Annotated in this window: 18 protein-coding genes and 1 tRNA gene; 13 read left to right on the forward strand and 6 right to left on the reverse strand. The window is 65.8% G+C overall.

Annotated elements, in window-relative coordinates; genetic code table 11:
- The first annotated feature begins 13 nt into the window (after window positions 1–13).
- The gene (locus tag EV646_RS30810; protein WP_132154829.1) at window positions 14–409 is read left to right on the forward strand and encodes a VOC family protein; all 396 of its coding nucleotides are present in this window, start codon (window positions 14–16) and stop codon (window positions 407–409) included.
- A 24-nt stretch (window positions 410–433) separates the two neighbouring features.
- Window positions 434–1,219 carry an arylamine N-acetyltransferase family protein gene (locus EV646_RS30815; RefSeq protein ID WP_132154831.1) on the forward strand — a complete coding sequence of 262 codons (786 nt, stop codon included), beginning with the start codon at window positions 434–436 and terminating at the stop codon, window positions 1,217–1,219.
- Here the strand turns inward: EV646_RS30815 and EV646_RS30820 are convergent.
- Window positions 1,182–1,814 carry a flavin reductase family protein gene (locus EV646_RS30820; RefSeq protein WP_132154833.1) on the reverse strand — a complete coding sequence of 211 codons (633 nt, stop codon included), beginning with the start codon at window positions 1,812–1,814 and terminating at the stop codon, window positions 1,182–1,184. The genes EV646_RS30815 and EV646_RS30820 overlap by 38 nt on opposite strands.
- A gap of 67 nt (window positions 1,815–1,881) precedes the next feature.
- On the opposite strand from EV646_RS30820, the gene EV646_RS30825 reads away from it, so the two are divergent.
- On the forward strand, window positions 1,882–2,595 hold the full coding sequence (locus EV646_RS30825; protein WP_132154835.1) for an ArsR/SmtB family transcription factor: 714 nt from the start codon (window positions 1,882–1,884) through the stop codon (window positions 2,593–2,595).
- 53 nt (window positions 2,596–2,648) lie between these two features.
- Entirely contained in the window at window positions 2,649–2,888 is a 240-nt protein-coding gene (locus EV646_RS30830) for a hypothetical protein (RefSeq protein ID WP_132154837.1), read from the forward strand.
- 394 nt (window positions 2,889–3,282) lie between these two features.
- Here EV646_RS30830 and EV646_RS30835 read toward each other — a convergent pair whose 3' ends face one another.
- Together EV646_RS30835 and EV646_RS30840 are read right to left on the reverse strand one after the other, a co-directional pair.
- Complete coding sequence (locus EV646_RS30835; RefSeq protein ID WP_132154839.1) at window positions 3,283–3,945, reverse strand: anti-sigma factor family protein; 663 nt, start codon at window positions 3,943–3,945, stop codon at window positions 3,283–3,285.
- Window positions 3,942–4,451 carry a sigma-70 family RNA polymerase sigma factor gene (locus EV646_RS30840; protein ID WP_132154841.1) on the reverse strand — a complete coding sequence of 170 codons (510 nt, stop codon included), beginning with the start codon at window positions 4,449–4,451 and terminating at the stop codon, window positions 3,942–3,944. Before EV646_RS30840 ends, EV646_RS30835 begins: the two co-directional genes overlap by 4 nt.
- Before the next feature lie 155 nt (window positions 4,452–4,606).
- On the opposite strand from EV646_RS30840, the gene EV646_RS30845 reads away from it, so the two are divergent.
- Window positions 4,607–5,974 carry a coiled-coil domain-containing protein gene (locus tag EV646_RS30845; RefSeq protein ID WP_132154843.1) on the forward strand — a complete coding sequence of 456 codons (1,368 nt, stop codon included), beginning with the start codon at window positions 4,607–4,609 and terminating at the stop codon, window positions 5,972–5,974.
- On the opposite strand, the gene EV646_RS30850 is transcribed toward EV646_RS30845, so the two are convergent.
- A complete protein-coding gene (locus EV646_RS30850) occupies window positions 5,968–6,579 on the reverse strand; it encodes a dienelactone hydrolase family protein (protein WP_132154845.1) in 612 nt (203 codons plus the stop codon). The two genes, EV646_RS30845 and EV646_RS30850, sit on opposite strands and share 7 nt — an antisense overlap.
- Window positions 6,580–6,613: 34 nt before the next feature.
- Here EV646_RS30850 and EV646_RS30855 point away from each other — a divergent pair, with 34 nt between their 5' ends.
- Entirely contained in the window at window positions 6,614–6,943 is a 330-nt protein-coding gene (locus tag EV646_RS30855) for a cupin domain-containing protein (RefSeq protein WP_132154847.1), read from the forward strand.
- 5 nt (window positions 6,944–6,948) lie between these two features.
- On the opposite strand, the gene EV646_RS30860 is transcribed toward EV646_RS30855, so the two are convergent.
- Together EV646_RS30860 and EV646_RS39715 are read right to left on the reverse strand one after the other, a co-directional pair.
- Entirely contained in the window at window positions 6,949–7,557 is a 609-nt protein-coding gene (locus tag EV646_RS30860) for a G5 domain-containing protein (RefSeq protein WP_132154849.1), read from the reverse strand.
- 164 nt (window positions 7,558–7,721) lie between these two features.
- Entirely contained in the window at window positions 7,722–7,895 is a 174-nt protein-coding gene (locus EV646_RS39715; RefSeq protein ID WP_206752051.1) for a hypothetical protein, read from the reverse strand.
- A gap of 251 nt (window positions 7,896–8,146) precedes the next feature.
- Between EV646_RS39715 and EV646_RS30870 the strand changes: the two genes are divergently transcribed.
- The 7 genes from EV646_RS30870 (at window position 8,147) to EV646_RS30900 (ending at window position 16,599) form a co-directional block, all read left to right on the forward strand.
- Window positions 8,147–8,222, forward strand: a tRNA-Lys gene (locus EV646_RS30870).
- A gap of 111 nt (window positions 8,223–8,333) precedes the next feature.
- Window positions 8,334–9,824, forward strand: coding sequence for a tyrosine-type recombinase/integrase (locus EV646_RS30875; RefSeq protein WP_132154853.1), 1,491 nt, complete (start codon window positions 8,334–8,336; stop codon window positions 9,822–9,824).
- Window positions 9,825–10,140: 316 nt separating this feature from the next.
- The gene (locus tag EV646_RS30880; protein WP_132154855.1) at window positions 10,141–11,544 is read left to right on the forward strand and encodes a hypothetical protein; all 1,404 of its coding nucleotides are present in this window, start codon (window positions 10,141–10,143) and stop codon (window positions 11,542–11,544) included.
- 345 nt (window positions 11,545–11,889) lie between these two features.
- Window positions 11,890–13,068, forward strand: coding sequence for a hypothetical protein (locus tag EV646_RS30885; protein ID WP_132154857.1), 1,179 nt, complete (start codon window positions 11,890–11,892; stop codon window positions 13,066–13,068).
- 211 nt (window positions 13,069–13,279) lie between these two features.
- Window positions 13,280–14,185, forward strand: a complete 906-nt coding sequence (locus tag EV646_RS30890) for an AbiTii domain-containing protein (RefSeq protein WP_132154859.1) — start codon at window positions 13,280–13,282, stop codon at window positions 14,183–14,185.
- A gap of 203 nt (window positions 14,186–14,388) precedes the next feature.
- The gene (locus EV646_RS30895; RefSeq protein ID WP_132154861.1) at window positions 14,389–15,303 is read left to right on the forward strand and encodes an AbiTii domain-containing protein; all 915 of its coding nucleotides are present in this window, start codon (window positions 14,389–14,391) and stop codon (window positions 15,301–15,303) included.
- A 174-nt stretch (window positions 15,304–15,477) separates the two neighbouring features.
- Window positions 15,478–16,599, forward strand: coding sequence for a hypothetical protein (locus tag EV646_RS30900; protein WP_132154863.1), 1,122 nt, complete (start codon window positions 15,478–15,480; stop codon window positions 16,597–16,599).
- Window positions 16,600–16,712: the final 113 nt, after the last annotated feature.

A 16,712-nucleotide genomic window follows, 5' to 3' on the forward strand; every position in this document is an offset into this window, starting at 1 on the left:
TGATACTTGGCGCATGACGGTCAAGGAGCTGCGGTTGGTGGTTACGGCGGATGACTACGAGGAGGCGGTGGCGTTTTACCGGGACGTGCTCGGGTTGCCGGAGCGGGCGTCGTACTCGTCGGAGAACGGGCGGGTGGTGATCCTCGAGGTCGAGCGGGCGACGCTGGAGATCGCGGACCGCGGCCAGGCCGAGTTCATCGACGAGGTCGAGGTCGGCCGCCGGGTCGCCGGCAAATACCGGGTCGCCCTGGAGGTGGACGACTCGAACGCGACCACCCGAAAGCTGGCCGACGCCGGCGCCACAGTCATCGCCGAGCCGACCCGCACCCCATGGAATTCCCTCAACGCCCGCCTGGAAACCCCCGGCGGCATCCAGCTGACCCTCTTCACCGAACTTGACCTCAAGTGAACTGGAAGTGTTGAGGTAGGCGCCATGTGGCAGATCGAAGACCTGGACCTGGACGCCTACCTCGACCGGATCAAGCACCCGGGCGTGTCTCCGTCGGCGGAGAGCCTGCGCAGTCTGCATGAGGCGCACGTACTGGCGATCCCGTTCGAGAACATCGACGTGATCCTCGGCACTCACCCCGGCATCGCACTGCACGCGATCCAGGCCAAGCTCGTACGACGGCAGCGTGGCGGCTACTGCTATGAACACACACTGCTGTTCGGCGCCGCGCTGGAACGCCTTGGTTTCGACGTCGTACGACGGGTCGCACGCGTGCAGCCGCACAAGTCGGGACCGCGTACGCACGCACTCCTCAAGGTCGGTGTGAACGGGCAGGAGTTCCTGGCGGACGTCGGGTTCGGCGCGGGGCAGCTCTACCCGACGCCGCTCAAGGACGGTGTGATCGTTGATCAAGGCGGCTGGGACCACCGCCTCACCACCGACGGCGACGTCTGGACGCTGGAGAAGAAGACAGCCGACGGCTGGATCCCGCAGCACGCGTCGAACGACGAGCCCGTCCGGCCGATCGACTACGAGGTCTACCACCACTACGTGTCGACCCACCCGAACTCACCCTTCACCGGCAGGCCCGTGGTGATGCGCGTCGCCGAGGGCGTCGTACGGCGTCTGGTCGGCGACGAGCTCACCATCGAGTACGCCGACGGCCGTACGACCAAGCGCGTCGTACCGGCCGAAGAGCTGCCGGAGGTGCTGGCGAGTCTCGACGTCGTGCTCAGCGAGGAAGAAGTCGATCGGCTTCGGCTCGTCTAGGGGTCTCGGTCCGGAAGGATTCGCCGAGTTCGGGACCCAGGCCGAAGTAGTGGCGGAAGTTGTAGATCAACGGCGACCAGGCAGCCGGATCGACGTACGACGTACCCGGTACGACGATCCGGTGGTCCGCATGCACTCGCAAGACCTCCGCTTGAACGATGAGGAAGTTGCCTCCGGCATCGAAGTCGGCACGGGCCGCGGCCGCCTCGAACTGCAGCGGGCATTCGGCGACACGCGGCGGACCGACGCATTCGGACGCAACCGGGGTCAAACCGGCCGCCTCGAACTTCGCCCGCTCGAAGCGGAAGCGTTCCTGCTTGTGCTCCGGCACCGGATCACGCCCGGTCAGCCCGGCGAGTCGCTCGACCGCTCGCCACTGCGCGGGCGACGGGAAGTTGACCACCAGCTCCGATCGGTGCCGCAGGTTGTGCGCGGTCTGACTCGTCGCACCCAGGCCGAGTACGACGACATCACCGAGCGCCCAGGCGGACGACATCGGCGCGAGGTTGACGGTGCCGTCGCCGTTGTCGGTGGAGAGCAGGGCGACCGGCGTACCGACGTACAAAATGGACGGTTCGATCGTGAGGTGCGTCATGATGCCCGACGCTAGGGGCCGCTTGTTTCGGCCGACGCCGAAGTGTCGGCGCGGCATGATGGGGTGTATGAGCACGCAGGAAGGACAGGAGCTCGCCGCCTGGGCGAGGATGCTGGCCGATGCCACCCGGGCGACTGTCTGCCTTGCGCTGCTCGACGGGCGGGCCTGGACGGCGACCGAGCTGGCCAAGGTCGCGCAGGTGTCGCGGCCGACCATCAGTGAACATCTCAACCTGCTGGTCGAAGGCGGACTGCTGACCGAAGTCCGGCAAGGCCGGCATCGCTATATGAAACTCTCCGGTCCGGAAACAGCCGAATTGATCGAAGGACTCGCGGCGCTCGCACCTCGTCGTACTGAAGTCGCCAACAGTCTTTCGGCGGTGAGCAAGCGCGACGCGTTCGCGCGGGCCCGGACCTGCTACGACCATTTGGCCGGCAAGCTCGGCGTGGCGTTGACCGATGCGATGACCGAACGCGGACTGCTCGACTGGTCGGACGGTGTCGCACTGACGCCGGAAGGCACGACCTGGTTGGAAGATCTCGGTGTCGAGGTCGAGCCGCGACGCGGACGACCCGCGGTCCGGTCTTGTCTCGACGTGACCGAACGCAGGCCGCATCTCGCCGGCGCGGTCGGTGCGGCCTTGTGCGGACATGCTTTGCGGCAAGGGTGGGTGAGCCACATCCCCGGCGGCCGTGCGCTGAAGGTGACCACTTCTGTTCGCGAACTCGGTCTGCCGGTTGGAATCGTGCGAGAACTCCTGCCGGTGCAGCGTGAAACATAGAAGTAACACGCGCCCGGGAGGCGCCTGACGCCGAAAGCGCCTAACCTTCGGCCATGACTGAGTTCGAGCCCGACACCGAACTGGTGTCCCGTCTCCCTCTGCCCAGCCACGTGATCGTCTTCGCGGACGGCAAGTGGCACCGCGGCTGGCTGATCGGCCGCGAGCACGAGGAGACCGGATGGACCGGGATGGTGCAGTACGAGGGCGACGACGGTACCGAGCGGACGGAACGCCTCCCGGCCGACCGGATCGCTCAGCCGGAGTCGGACCGCCCGACCGAACGAGCGTCGTAGAAGTTGTTCTGAGGAGGGAATGACACGCGCGAAGGCCCCCGGTGGATCACCGGGGGCCTTCGTGCGACGGGTAACGCGCACGGCCGGGGCGCCTGTCGGCGGGCGAGAACCCCGGCCCAGGCCCTTCGGGCGGTTGACCTGGGACGGGATCCTCAGTGGCGTTACACACGGTACATCGCTGGTGACGGGCCGAGTGTTACACGATCGAGCGAAATTACTCTCGGATTCGTAATGGCCCGGATGATCACCGACTGTTACGAACGCCCGGGTGCCGGTACAGAAGGCCAGGCGACCCCGGTGCACGTCCCTGAACACCGGGGTCTGGACCGGCAGCCTCTCGAGCGACCACCGCCCTTGACTCCCAGGTGCCCTACATTCAAGCGGTCATTCGTGATCAGAAGTGCACGGCCAGCAAAATCCGTCCGGTCTCGGAACTCCGGATGTCCAGCGCCCGGATCTCACTGCGCTGCAGCTTCGTCGTCGCGGCCGGTTTCACCGTGGTCCCGGGCGACGACGTCCAGCTCGCGATCAGCTGCGCCTTGCCCGAGGTGTCTGTGACGTACAACTCGTAGCCGCGGGCTCGTTCGCTCGGCGTCGCCAGTTCGTCGTACCGGCAACTGATCTCGATCGTCGTACCCCAGCGCTCCGGCACCAGCCGCGCGTCCGCCGACAGCTTGCTTGCCACGGTCGACGTGAGTACGACGGTGTCGCCCTGCGGCTCGTCGCGGGTGAGCGGGATCGCGACGACCGCGCCGATCACGGCCGCTGCGGTGGCGATGCCGGTCATCACAGCGCCCAGCCGGATCCGCCGCTTCCGCCGATCGCGCTGGACGTTGCGCACCAGCCCGGGCAGCAGGTTGGGCGGCGCTTCGGCGATCGTCGCGAGTCCGCGATCGTTCGGCAACGCCGCGAGTACGGCCGGCATTTCGGCCAACGAGGCAACGCCGGCCGAGCACTCGTCACACGTCTGCAGGTGTTCCTCGTACGCGCGCCGGTCGGCCGGCGACAGCGCGCCGAGCAGATAGGCCGCGTCCCATTCCCTGTATTCGTCGCTCACTGGCTCGTGACCCCCCTCTCCTGCAACGCGAGCTTGAGCGCCCGCAGCCCGTAGTGCAACCGCGATTTCACGGTGCCCGACGGGATATCCAGCTCCTCGGCGATATCAGTGACGGTACGACGTCCGTAGTACGCACGGACAATCACTTGCCGATGTTCCTCCGACAACTGCGCGAGCGACTCCGACACCAGCCACGCGTCCAGTACGGAGTTCGCGTGGTCGGCGCTCGGGCTCTCCGGCAGGTCGTCGCTGGCCACCTCGCGGCTGACCCGGGCGCTGCGCCGATCGTCGATGACGAGGTTGCGAGCCACCGTGAACAGCCAGGCCCGGGCCCCTGCCTCGTCCTCGGTCAGAATGTGCGGCCGCCGCCACGCCCGCAGCAGGGTCTCCTGTACGACGTCCTCCGCCAGCCGGTCGTCTCCGGTGAGCCGGACGACGAAACGCCACAGCGAGGGCGCATGCACGTCGTGCAGCTCACGCAACAGTGCCGCCCGGTCATCGGCCATCGGCACTCCTGCTCTGTCATGCGGAGTGAACATCGTCCGGCCTTCCGGGGTCACCTGCCGCCTTCTCGCCCCATTCTGCACAGCCGGCAAAGCGCGCCCGAAAGGCTGCCCGGGGAGGCATGGGCATCTTCGGGCCTGGTGCCGATGGTTGAGACATGCACGAACGGCAGGGGCAGGAGACGCAGGAGCGGAAGCCGGCACCACAGCCGGTGACGACTCCCACCGACGACCGCGGGCTGCTGGACCTGCAACGCACCGCAGGCAATGCAGCCGTGGCCGCGGCGATGTCGACCGATGCGGTGTGGCGACCGCCGCCCGACTTCGTGATCGAGGACCGGGGCTCGTGCGCTACCGGCGAGGACGTCGCCCTCACACTCGGCGCCTGGGCCAACAACGTGTACGGGCAGGCGAACGCGCTGACCGGCGAGCGGGCCGACGCCGTACGCACAGTCGCCAACGCCGCACGCGACATGAGCGTCGACTTCGCGCCGAAGGCGTCGCTGACCCAGCAGGACATCGGCGTACTCACCGCGTTCGCGACCACCGCCACCGGCCTCGTGCAGGCCCGGATCCGGGAAGCGGCACAGGAGTTCGCCTCGGCTCTGGTACTGCCGGACATCGACGAGACGAAGAACAACGATCTCCTCGCGGATCTGGCCGAGCAGGCTCACCTTGCCTTCATCGACACGTCGGCGCAGGACAAGCTCGGCCAGCTCATCGGCCTGATCAAACAGGCCAAGGCGGCCAACGACCAGGTCAAGGAGTACGCCGGAAAGGTCGAGAAGGTCAGCAAACAGCTCCAGATCCTGCAGGGCGCCGTCAAGATCGGTCAGCTGGCCAAGGAGCTCCAGGAACTCAACAAGAGGCTCGGGGAGCAGATCGAGGAGGCGAAGAAGTCGGTCGAACTCGCCCGTGAGATCGCCACCGTACTCGGTGTCGACAACACCAGCAACGGCACCGAAATGATGCAGGGCATCCGTCAGTTCCAGGCGGCCTTCGGGCTGGTCGACAGGGTCATCGGCAGCCCGCTGGGCGAAGCCGTCCCGATCTTCGGAGACCTGTGGAAGAAGTGGTACAAGCCGATGGTCGACGCCTGCTTCAAACAGCTGGCGATCATCGCCAAGTACGACGAGGCCGAGAAGCGCAACGAGGCCATCTTCGAGACCATGACGAACGGCCCTCGCAACGCCGGCGGAGCACCGATCATCACCGAAGAGTTGATGAAGAAGAACTACTTCCCGGGTGGACAGCCGGTGTTCGACTACGTCCACGCGGTCCGCGGCGAACGACCGGCGGTGATGACCGAAGAGGTACGGAAGTACTTCATCGACCGGCAGGACCAGTTCAACATCAAGGAGGACGACGGCAACCAGATCAAGGTCGAATCCTTCAGCCTCTTCGATACCGGCACCTGGCACTTCAAGGAGAACCGCAAGAGCAACCTGGAATCCTGGATCGCCAAGAACATCGACAAGGTCTGGGCCCTGCTCTACGGCGAAAACGGCAGATATATCGGCTACTGAGCACCAAGGTGGCTGCGGAACCAATCTCGCGCCAGTACGGCGACCTGCTCGAGCGCGCCGGGCTCCTCGAAAAGGTGGGTCGCGCCGGGGACGACCTCGAGACGGTTGACACAGGTCAGTCGGCGCATGGCCTGGCGGTTAAGGGCAAGGACCTCGGTGTCGCGTTCGCCGACGATCAGCAGAGTCGGGGCTGTGACCCCGGCCAGGCGCTCCCCTGCCAGGTCGATCCGGCCGCCGCGTGAGACCACGGCCGCGACATCGTCGCCTGCTGCCCATAGCGCGGCCGCGCCGCCTGTACTGGCACCGAAGTAGCCGACTGCAAGGTCTTTCCTTTCGCGCGCCCACTCGTGCGCGGCTATGAGTCGTCCTGCCAGCAGCGGGATGTCGAACACGTTCCGCCGATTGAGGGCCTCGGCCGTCGTCAGCAGGTCGAAGAGCAGGGTGGCGACTCCGGCTTGGTTCAGCGTCTGAGCGACGTACTGGTTCCGCGGGCTGAGCCGGCTGCTGTCGCTGCCGTGGGCAAAGATGACCAGGCCGCTCGCTTCCTCCGGTACGACGAGCTCGCCGGCGAGCTTGGTGCCGTCAATACTGAGGTCGACCTGCATACCTGCCGGTACCCCGGCGTGCGATGATCGAACGATGGATGTCGCGGCGATCAACCAACTGGCGGCCGAGCAGCTCGCCAAGGCAGAGTCCGCCGAGAGTGGGCGCAGCTCCGTCACGGTCTACAGCCGACCCGGTGCACGCCTTCGGCAAACGCTGATGGCGCTCACAGCGGGCAACGTGATGGGCGAACACAAGAGTCCCGGCGACGCGTCCCTCCTCTGTATCCAGGGGCGTGTCCGCCTCCACGCCGGCGACACCGAACTCGAGCTCGCGCCTGGCGACCTGATCGCCGTACCGCCGCAACGCCACGACGTCGAAGCCCTGGAGCCGTCGGCTCTACTGCTCACTGTCGCGTTGCATTAGTTCCATTAGTCTTCGCAGCCCTGGCCGTCGCTGTCGCGATCGAGGTCGTAGATGTCGGTGCCGACGACGGTGACGGGACCGCGGACGTAGGCGGGGCCGTTGCCGCTGCCGCCTGAGCAGTCGACGTCGCTGGCGATCGGGACGCAGCCGCCGCTGTAGTTCGGATCGCAGGACTCTTCGGACTCTTCGACCTTGGTGCCGATGGTGGTGATCTGAGTTCTCGGCTGCTTGGCGACCTCTTGACGCAGCAGGGTCTTGCTGGTTCGTACGCCGTTGACGAACGTCAACTGGTAGGTCAGCCGGCGCGTTCCGTTCGCGCCTGTTGTCGTGACGGACTTTTCGCCTTCGGGGAGCGAGTCGTCGGTGACGGTCTCCTTCTTGAACGGGATGGTCCGGAACTCGACGACGATCTTCCTTGTCGTCGTGGGTTTCGGCTTTGCCGTTTGAGGCTGTGTCGCTTGTGGCTTCGTGGTTTCAGGCGTCGGTGTTGCCGCGACCCGCTCGCTGGCGATCGCGGCCGGCTCCGCGGCTCCCGTCGTACCCTCGGCGCCGCAGCCCGCCACGACAGCCAGCGCGACCGCCGGTACGAGCGCAGCACGAAACAGGTGGTGCATGGTTCCCCCCAACCCACCGTCGGTTCCCCCCGCGGCGGGATTGTCAGCACCCGGAGTTCCCGGGCGAATACCGATCCATACCAGCTCGACGCGACGGCTGGCGACGGCTCAACCGGAGTTCAGGTCAACCGATTCGTTTTCGTGACCTCTGCTCTTTGGCGGGTTCAGGCGTGGGTGCCGCTGAGCACGCCGGCGCCGACCCGGCTGATCGTGTGGCGTACGGCGCCGCCGACGCATCTGGCCGTCACCAGCCCGGTCCAGCACAGCACCCGAGCGTGCTCCTCGCCGACGCCGCGAGTGAGATCCCGGCCCGCGCCGCCAGCTCGCTGGTCGAACACGCCCCAGCCGAAATGCTCCGCAGTACGGCGGCTCGCGTCCGCCCGACCAGATCCGCCCGCGCCATTTCCGGATCGGCCGGCTGCTCGGCCGGCTCCGACCACGCGGGGTCGTGCCGCACCAGGTAAACGAGCACCGGTGAACCACACCACCACTCTCAGTAACAACCCCTAGCTCTCCCCACGGTCACCCCACCCCCCGAGCGAACTCCCCCCAAAACCTGACACACTGTTCCCCTCACCCCTCGGTGCGAGGGCCTCTAGCTCAATTGGCAGAGCAGCGGACTTTTAATCCGCGGGTTGTGGGTTCGAGTCCCACGGGGCCTACCAGCCGGAATCGCCTATAAAACAAGGCGATTCCGGTCTACCAAGAGAAGCGTCGCCACCCACCCGCTCTGCTCCGTGGGATCAAACGTGGTGCGAATCGATACACTTGCCCCCATGGCAAAGGCTCCGAAGAGGCGCCAGCGCGCCCGCGGCTACGTGGAAGAGTTGCCCAGCGGCGCGCTCCGCGTGGTCGTCTACGCCGGCATCGACCCGGTCACGAAACGCCGCCACTACCTCCGCGAGACCATCCCGGCGAACACGCCGAAAGCTGCCGAGGAGGCCGAGCGAGCCGTCCGGCGGCTTCAGACCCAGGTCGACGAACGGCGGCAGCCTCGGACCAATGCGAGCCTGAGCCAACTGATCGAGCGGCATCTGGAGCTTGCCGAGCTCGATGAGACCACCCGCCGCACATACCGCGGGTACGTGCGGAACCACATCGAACCGCTGATCGGCCACGTCAAGGTCGGCGCAGTCGACGCCGACGTCCTCGACTCCTACTACGCCGAACTCCGTCGCTGTCGTCACCATTGCGATCGAAGGCCATTTACCGAGCACCGCACCAAGACTCAGCACGAGTGCGACCAACGCTGCCGTCCTCACGAGTGCCGCCCGCTCGGCGCGTCCACAGTCCGCCAGATTCACTTCATCCTGAGCGGCGCCTTTCGGCAGGCCGTCCGGTGGAAGTGGGTATCGGTCAACCCGATGCCGACCGGCAAGCCCCCGTCTGCACCAAAGCCGAACCCCCGTCCCCCGACCGCCGATGAGGCCGCCCGAATCCTCGGCGAGGCCTTCTCCGACCCGGCGTGGGGCACCTTCGTATGGCTTGCGATGGTCACCGGCGCCCGCCGTGGCGAGCTGTGCGGCCTCCGCTGGTCAAAGGTCGGCCTCGACCAGGGCACCATCGTCATCGACACCAGCGTGGCCCAGAACAGCAGCAAGAAGTGGCTCAAGGACACCAAGACCCACCAGCATCGGCGCTTAACGCTGGACACCGAGACCGTGACTCTCCTGCGCAAACACCGGGAGATCTGCGACGAGAACGCGGCGAAGCTAGAGACCAAGCTAGGCCTGGACGCGTTCGTGTTCTCCCTTGCCCCAGACAATAGCGAGCACCTGGTCCCCGACAGCGTCTCTCAGCGTTACAGCAAGCTGGCGGCCCGCCTCGGCATCGATACCCACCTGCACAACCTCCGCCATTACTCGGCCACCGAACTCATCGCCGCTGGGGTCGACATCCGAACTGTCGCCGGCCGTCTTGGCCACGGAGGCGGCGGCACCACAACGCTCCGCGTGTACACCGCCTTCGTCTCGGAGGCTGACCAACGCGCCGCGACAGCGCTGTTTGACCGCCTCCCAAGCCGCCCAGAACAGCTCAGCGAGCGTGAGCGGATCCAGCGCTCCCCGCGGGCCCCTTACGAAATGATCGCGGCCAAGCTAAGCGCGGCAATCGAATCTGGATTACTGCCGGAGGGCACCTCACTGCCACCCACAAAGCAGCTTGCCGAACAGCACGCGGTATCGGAGGGAACCATCCGTCGCGCTCTCGGCCTGCTACGCGCCTGGAACCTCCTCGACGACAGCCGTCAAACCAAACCCATCCAGTAGCACCTACCTGCTCGCGGTGTACCGCTCCCGGCGCCGTCTTCGTGATCTGGCGCTGCCGCCCGCTCCCGAATGCGGCGCGACGCCCCTCGTTCGCGGCCACAGCAGAGATCATCGACGCACGGCCCGCCGCGCCAGCGACCCGCAAGCTGCTGGAAACGCGGCACCGCGTAGCACAGTCCGGGCAATCATGGCACTACGGTGACGACACCCAGCACGGCCCGGTCCAGATCGCCGACGGCCCGCGCCTGGCGCTCGGGAGCGCCGCGGATCCAAACCTCGCGTGAGGTCGGCCCCGTGCGTCGATACGGTGGCTTGCGTGGCTGAGCGGACCGTGAACGCACGTCAACTCGAGGTCTTGAAGTGGATCGTTGCCGGGTGCCCCGAGGGAGTGATGAAGGACACGACGTACAAGACGACTGCGATCGCACTTCAGAACCGTCGCCTGGCGATCGTGACTAAGAAGCGCGGCGTGTGGAAGGCGGAGGCAACGGAGGCTGGTCAGCATTTCGCCGAGCACGGTTGCTACCCAGCCGGACACTGGACGAGTGCCTCGGATAAAACAGGCGCAAAGGGCGCGAAGACATTGTCGCTGGCCAGAGGGACCTTCCCGGCACGCGCAGAGCGGAAGGTCACTGCCTTGCGCCCGGTTGACCAGATGATCGCCGACGTTGTGGCCGCAGGCGGGAGCCTCGAGGTCGAGGATTTCCGCAATTATTACGACAACCTCGTGTCATCAGCCATACGGCACGGCAAGGTCCCCGAGGGCAAGCTGCTGCAAATAGCGCGCGGCCGTAGCTGGCACGAGAAGCTGCTGCAGCTCGTAGACAAGCCGGCCTGGATGACCGCCGTCTTGGAGCCGATCGAAGTATCCGACCGGCTCATCAAACCCCACTCCGCGATCGTCGCGCTCCGCGCCGACAAGGAGCATCGACTGCGGTTCAAGGGCGACGTACGGCAACGGGCACTACGTCTGCTCGACGCGATAGCCAGGAGTGCCTCAGCACGGGGGTGGGAAGTCACCTGCCCGGTGTGGAAGCGGGACGATCACCATCCCTCCGACCTCGCTGTCTCCATCACTGGGCACGCGTACGGCTTGCACGTCTCCGAGAACGATGACAAAGTCCCGCATGAACCAACCGCGAAGGAGCTTCGCGACTTCGAGAGGTGGGGCTACCCGCGGATTCCGACGTACGACAAGGTTCCTTCAGGCCGGCTAACGATCGCGGTCACCGGCGGCGTCCCGGTCCGCCAGTCCACCTTCAGCGACACGAAGACGATCAACCTCGCCGACCGCCTGCCAGTCCTCGTCCAGGAACTGGAACTCCGGGCGGCTGCCGATGAGCAACGCCGTCTTGAGCGCGAACAGCAAGAAGCCGAACGCCGCCGGCGTTGGAAACAGGTCCGAGACGAGGCAGTCGTCGCCCTGCGCGAGCAAAACCGCGCCACTATCTTGGCCGAGCAGGCCGCCCAATGGCACCAGAACCAACTGCTTGGTGACTACATCGTCGCTATGCAGCAGCGGGTCGCCTCGCTAGACGGCGACGAGCAGGCCGCGGCACGTGAGTGGGCGGAGTGGGCAAGGGATCACCATCAGCGGTCGAACCCGCTCAACCAGCGTCTGGCACTCCCAGCCGACCCTGATCCGAGTCCGGAGGCGATCAAGCCATACATGCGTGGCCTGTCGCCTTACGGGCCGGACAACGGCCTCGGTTGGCGCTGACCAGAGTCCTGTGACATGGTCAGCGACCCCTGCACCCCAACAGCGGCGTCCCAGGAAGCTCGGGTGGAGGTCAGGTGTCGGAATCGAACCGACGACCTTCTCATTACTAGGAAGAACTACACCGCCACGTCCGCGCTCTACCAGCGCTTCGACCACACGGCCGCCCCCAGCGAGCGCGAGATTCCCCAGGCGTATCCGTCGTTTCATGCTACGAGTCATGCCATGCATCTTGACCACCCAAGGCCGCGGCTCACGCCTGGTACACCGGCGCGGGACTCCTGATTCGCGGCCCAGCCGTCGCCAGCTGGACTGCGGTTGGCGCTGCCTTGTGGTGGGATGTGGCCTGTGACGATCTTCTCCGCGACTATCCGGACGGACGCGTCTCCGAGGTCCCACGGAGACAGCCAGTTCCAGTTTCTGGATCGCGTGTCGGGGCCGTACTGGGACCAGGTCCGTGGCCTGATCGAAGACTGGTTCTGCCGGCTCTGTCCCGAGGCCCAGGCCGACGTGCGAGGCCGCCTACGCTCCACGGACGACCGGCAGTCGAAGGGGGCCTTCTTCGAGTTGTACCTCCATGAGTGCCTGCTTCGGATGGGTTACTCCGTGACGTGCCATCCGGAAGTTGATGGGACGAGTCGTCGGCCGGACTTCCTTGCCGAGAAGGACGGGCGGAGGATCTACGTCGAGGCGCGCTCGGCCTCGTCCAGCGATGCGGCGGTCGGCAAGTCTGCCCGGGTGAACGCGGTCTACGAGTCGCTGGACAGGTTGGACAGCCCGAACTTCTTCCTTTGGATCGACGTCGCAAGGCAGGGGGACGCCCCGCTCCGCGCCCGGCCGCTGCGGGGCCGCTTGGAGAAGTGGCTGGCCGGGTTGGACCCGGACGACCACACTCTCGTGGGCAAGCGTCGCGACGACCTTCCCGGCGTCACCCACGAGGACGCGGGCTGGAGGATCGAGTTTCGTGCGCTCCCCAGGTCGCCCGAGGCCCGCGGTAGGAGGGGTGCGCGGCCGCTCGGCATCTTCGGGGGCGGCGACGCCCAGTTGGTGCATGACGTGGAGGGGCTCCGAGGCGCGTTGGCTGATAAGGGCTCGGCCTACGGGTCGCTCGGCGCGCCGTTCGTCATCGCGGTGGCGTCGAGCAGCAACTTTCTCGACGACGACGACGTGCTCAACGCGCTGTACGGCACGGAGGTTGTCGAGTTCCGCACCTTCGCCGACGGCACGGAGTCGACCGTCAGGACCCGGAAGCCCGACGGCTACTGGTTCGGGGGCGATCGCTGGGATCACCGTGGGGTCTCGGCGGTTCTCGTGGTCAAGAACCTCCACCCCGCCTTCGTTGGCAGGCAGCAGCATACGATTTGGGAGCACCCTGACCCCGAGCACGCCGTGGACGCGTTCCCGATGTGGCGTCGCGCTGTCTCCGGTTCCGGGAACATGACGTTCGTCGAGTCTGAGCGCTCGCAGACCGATTGGTTCGGTCTGGGCGAGCCTTGGCCAGTGGGCAAGCCCTTCCCGAGGGACTGAGCGCTCGCCGGCGCCAGGGCCTCGAGCCGATCCGGCGTCCAGGCGCGCCGGAGAGCCGTCTGGACAAGCCACTACGCTCATTCAGTGCCGCACACGGCGAACCTGATCCACCACATACTTGGAGTACGCCGATGACCGACAGTCGCTCCGCTACTTCCGCTCTCGCGGGTGCGCCGCTCGGTAATGCGGTGCAGATTTCGGGAGCCAAGGAATGACCCTGCTCGACGACGTGATCGCGGGGGCGACAGGAGATATTCGGGTCGCCAGCCTTCTCCGTCAGGTGAAGATCCTCGCGTCACGGACCGGCGCCGACCCGCTCGAAGACTGGATTGGCCACGAGCTGGATGGCTATCCGGAGGACGCCGAACTGCCGTCGTACCGCGGCCCGTTCGTCGTTCCTGTGCTCGGACACTTCTTCGGTCCGTTCCAGAGCCAAATGACGAACGTCCCGATTCCACGAGCCAGTTTCGGCAAGGAGCTAGACGTGGAGCACCTGTTCGAGGCGCAGTTGCGAGAGCCGATCGCGCGTATCGAGACCATGGCGGCCCAGGAGGGGGCGACCCTCGCATGGTCTGGCGACATGATCAACCTGTTCAACTGGGGCCTGAACAACGGGCGGATCGAGTCTCCCCTGAACGATGGCTATGTGCTCGGCCAGGCAACGATGCCGGTCTCGAAAGACGTATACGTTGGCGCACTCGATGGCGTACGGAACAGGGTCCTCGACCTGGCACTTCAGCTGGAGAAAGTGGTTCCGGTCGCAGGTCAGGCTACTACGACGGAGGCCGAACAAGCCTTCGCCGGTATGATCATCAACAACCATTTCCACGCCAGCTCGAACGTCGCGATCGCCAGCACCGACGTCAAACAGTCGGTCAAGCCGCCGGCAAAGGGCGACCTTGAGGGTCTGGTCGACTTCCTGCAGGAGATGGGATTGTCGCCCGACCTACTGGCTGAGCTGCGAGCAGCCGCGAAGGGTGATGAGGAAGACCAAGGCGAAGGCCCTGACCGCTGGAAGCGGGTACGTCGATGGTTCGCAAGCGTGGCCACCGATGCCGGAACAGAAGCCATCGGCGGAGCCGTGGCGACGGCCGCGATCGGGTTCCTTGGCGGCTGAACGGACTTGTCGACGGCACCCAGTTCTGGTTGACCTGCTCGCTCATGTCGACGCACATGCCTCGCGGGCAGTCCACGAACGGCCTGATCGCGCTGGGCCTTTCCAGTACTTCGGGTATCTTCGACGCCGATGACCGACAACCGATTCGTCTCCTCCGGCCTCGCGGGTACACCACTTGGTATTGCGCCGCTGGAGATCCCGGCATGACCCTCCTCGACGAGGTGATCTCCGGCGCGAGCGGAGAAGCCCGGATCGCCAGCCTGCTCCGTCAGGTGAAGATTCTGGCGTCTCGGACCGGCGCCGAGCCGCTGGGTGACTGGATCGACCACGAACTCAACGGCTACCCGGACGAAGCCGAACTCCCGTCGTACCGCGGCCCCTTCGGCATCCACGTCTTGGGCCACTTCATGAGCTTTCGCGGGGAGGAGGCGACGAACGTACAGATCCCGCGATACACCTTCGACCAGGAGTCGGAAGTTGCCGACGGCCTTTTCAGGCTAGAGCTGCGAGAACCGGTTGCCGCGGTTGAGAGCATGGCCGCAGATGATCAGGTCACGATTGCCTGGAGCGCGGACATGGTGGGCTCCTACAACGCGTGGGTAGAGGCTGGCAAGGTGCGTCCGGTCTTCACCGGCGGCGGAGCGCGCCTGGTGGGTGCGAAGAGCCACATCTCTCGCCACGTCCTTGCCGGGGCACTTGACGGGGTGCGCAGCCGGATCCTCGACCTTGCTCTGCAGTTGGAGAAGATCGTGCCAGAGGCCGGACAGCCCAGCAGGCCGGAGGCCGAGCAGTTCCTCGCTGGCAGGGTCATCAATAACTACTTCTACGCCAGCTCGAATCTCGCGATTGACAGCGTGGACGTCAAGCAGGGGGTGAAGCCACCAGCCAAGGGGGACATCGAGGGATTGGTCTCGTTCCTGCAGGAGTCGGGCGTGACGTCCGAACTCCTCACTGAGCTGCGCATTGCCGCGAAGGCGGATGAGGAAGAAGACCAAGGCGCTGGTCGCCGCCGTTGGACGCGAGTCCGTGCGTGGGTCGCAAGAGTGGCCACAGAGGCTGGCACCGAAGCCATCGGAGGCGCTGTCGTAGCGGGTGCGATCGGATTCCTCGGCGGTTGAACGCGCGTGCCGCAGTTCATGCTCCAAGAATCTGTTGCTGCGCGCCGTGTTACCTCTGACCGATACGTATCATGACCGCGTGTCTCCGCTGATTCTGAGTCGCACCGTTGCCGGGTCCAACAGCCGTATGGAGTCGATCTGATGCCTGACGGCTCCGGTTCGGCACACCCGCCTGTGCTCGCGGACGACGAGACACAGCTACTTCAGCTTGTGTGGGACGCGCTCGTCCGCACGGGCAACTGGCCCACGTTCGAGGCGATCGACCGGACCCTCTTAAGCCGCCATGACGACGCCGTTGACCTGCCGGAGCTGATCGCCCGGATCCCACCGCTCTTCTTGCACGGGGGACGGCCGCAGGGAGGAGCGCGAGCCGATCCCGACGGTTCGTTGTCGCTCACTGTCGCAGGCGCAGCGGTCTGCTCTGGCACCGAGGAAGTCATTCAAGTGGTTGTTGCTGCCGCACGTCTCGGAGCGGACGCGTATCGAAAGGGCGATCCAGCGCAACCTGCGGTTGTGACCTTCGACCAGGTGCTCGAAGAGCTTGAACTCGACCTGTCTGAGGCCGAGGAGAAGGAACTCGGCCGGCGGTCGGCCATGCTCCTCGTCTGGGAACCCTGGAGAGGGTCCAGCACCAACAACGACGGCCGCTGGACGTTCAATGTCGACCGCGACATCCGACTTTACAAAGGCGTCACAACGTTCGACGAGTACTGGCAAGCCCGCGTGCGGCAATTGGCGGTACAGCAGGCTTTGACCCCGAGTGGAATCTGGGCCCCAACGCCGTATGGCGTTGGGACAGCCGACGCCCCCCAGCCCGATCTAGCTGTTCCTTCTCACACCAGTACTCCGGAGGCCGAGCAGCCCCCCGCCGGCAAGGTCATCAACAACCACTTCCACGCTCCTTCGAACGTCGCGATCGACAGCACCAACGTGAAGCAGTCGATCAAGCCACCCAAGGGTGGCGACGAGATGCCGGCGGTGCTGCCGCAGCATCCAGAGACGTCGGCAACCACCGCGTCGGACGCGGACGCGGACCACGGATCCCATCCGCTCATGGTGTTCGGCGGCGCGGCCATAAGCCTGTTCGGCATCCTGCCGGCCGTCATCCAGGCCACCAAAGCGATCTGGGCGCAGGTCACCGGGGCAAGCCTCGTCGTGCTCACGGTGCTCCTGCTCATCCTGTGCTGGTTCAAGTGGAATCGGTCGCCACGGATGCGGAAGGCCGGTCTGGTGATCGCCGGGATACTTGCCCTGGGCATCTGCGCGGTGCTCATCCTCGGAAACTCGTCCTTGTAGGAGTCGACGGGTCAGCATCGACGACTACGGTTTCCTGTTCGTCGTCGAGACGATGATCGACCCTCCCAGCTCGAGAACAGCGGTAACCGAGCAACGGAGGACGACGACATGAA

Source organism: Kribbella antiqua, from assembly GCF_004345665.1.
Lineage (GTDB): Bacteria > Actinomycetota > Actinomycetes > Propionibacteriales > Kribbellaceae > Kribbella > Kribbella antiqua.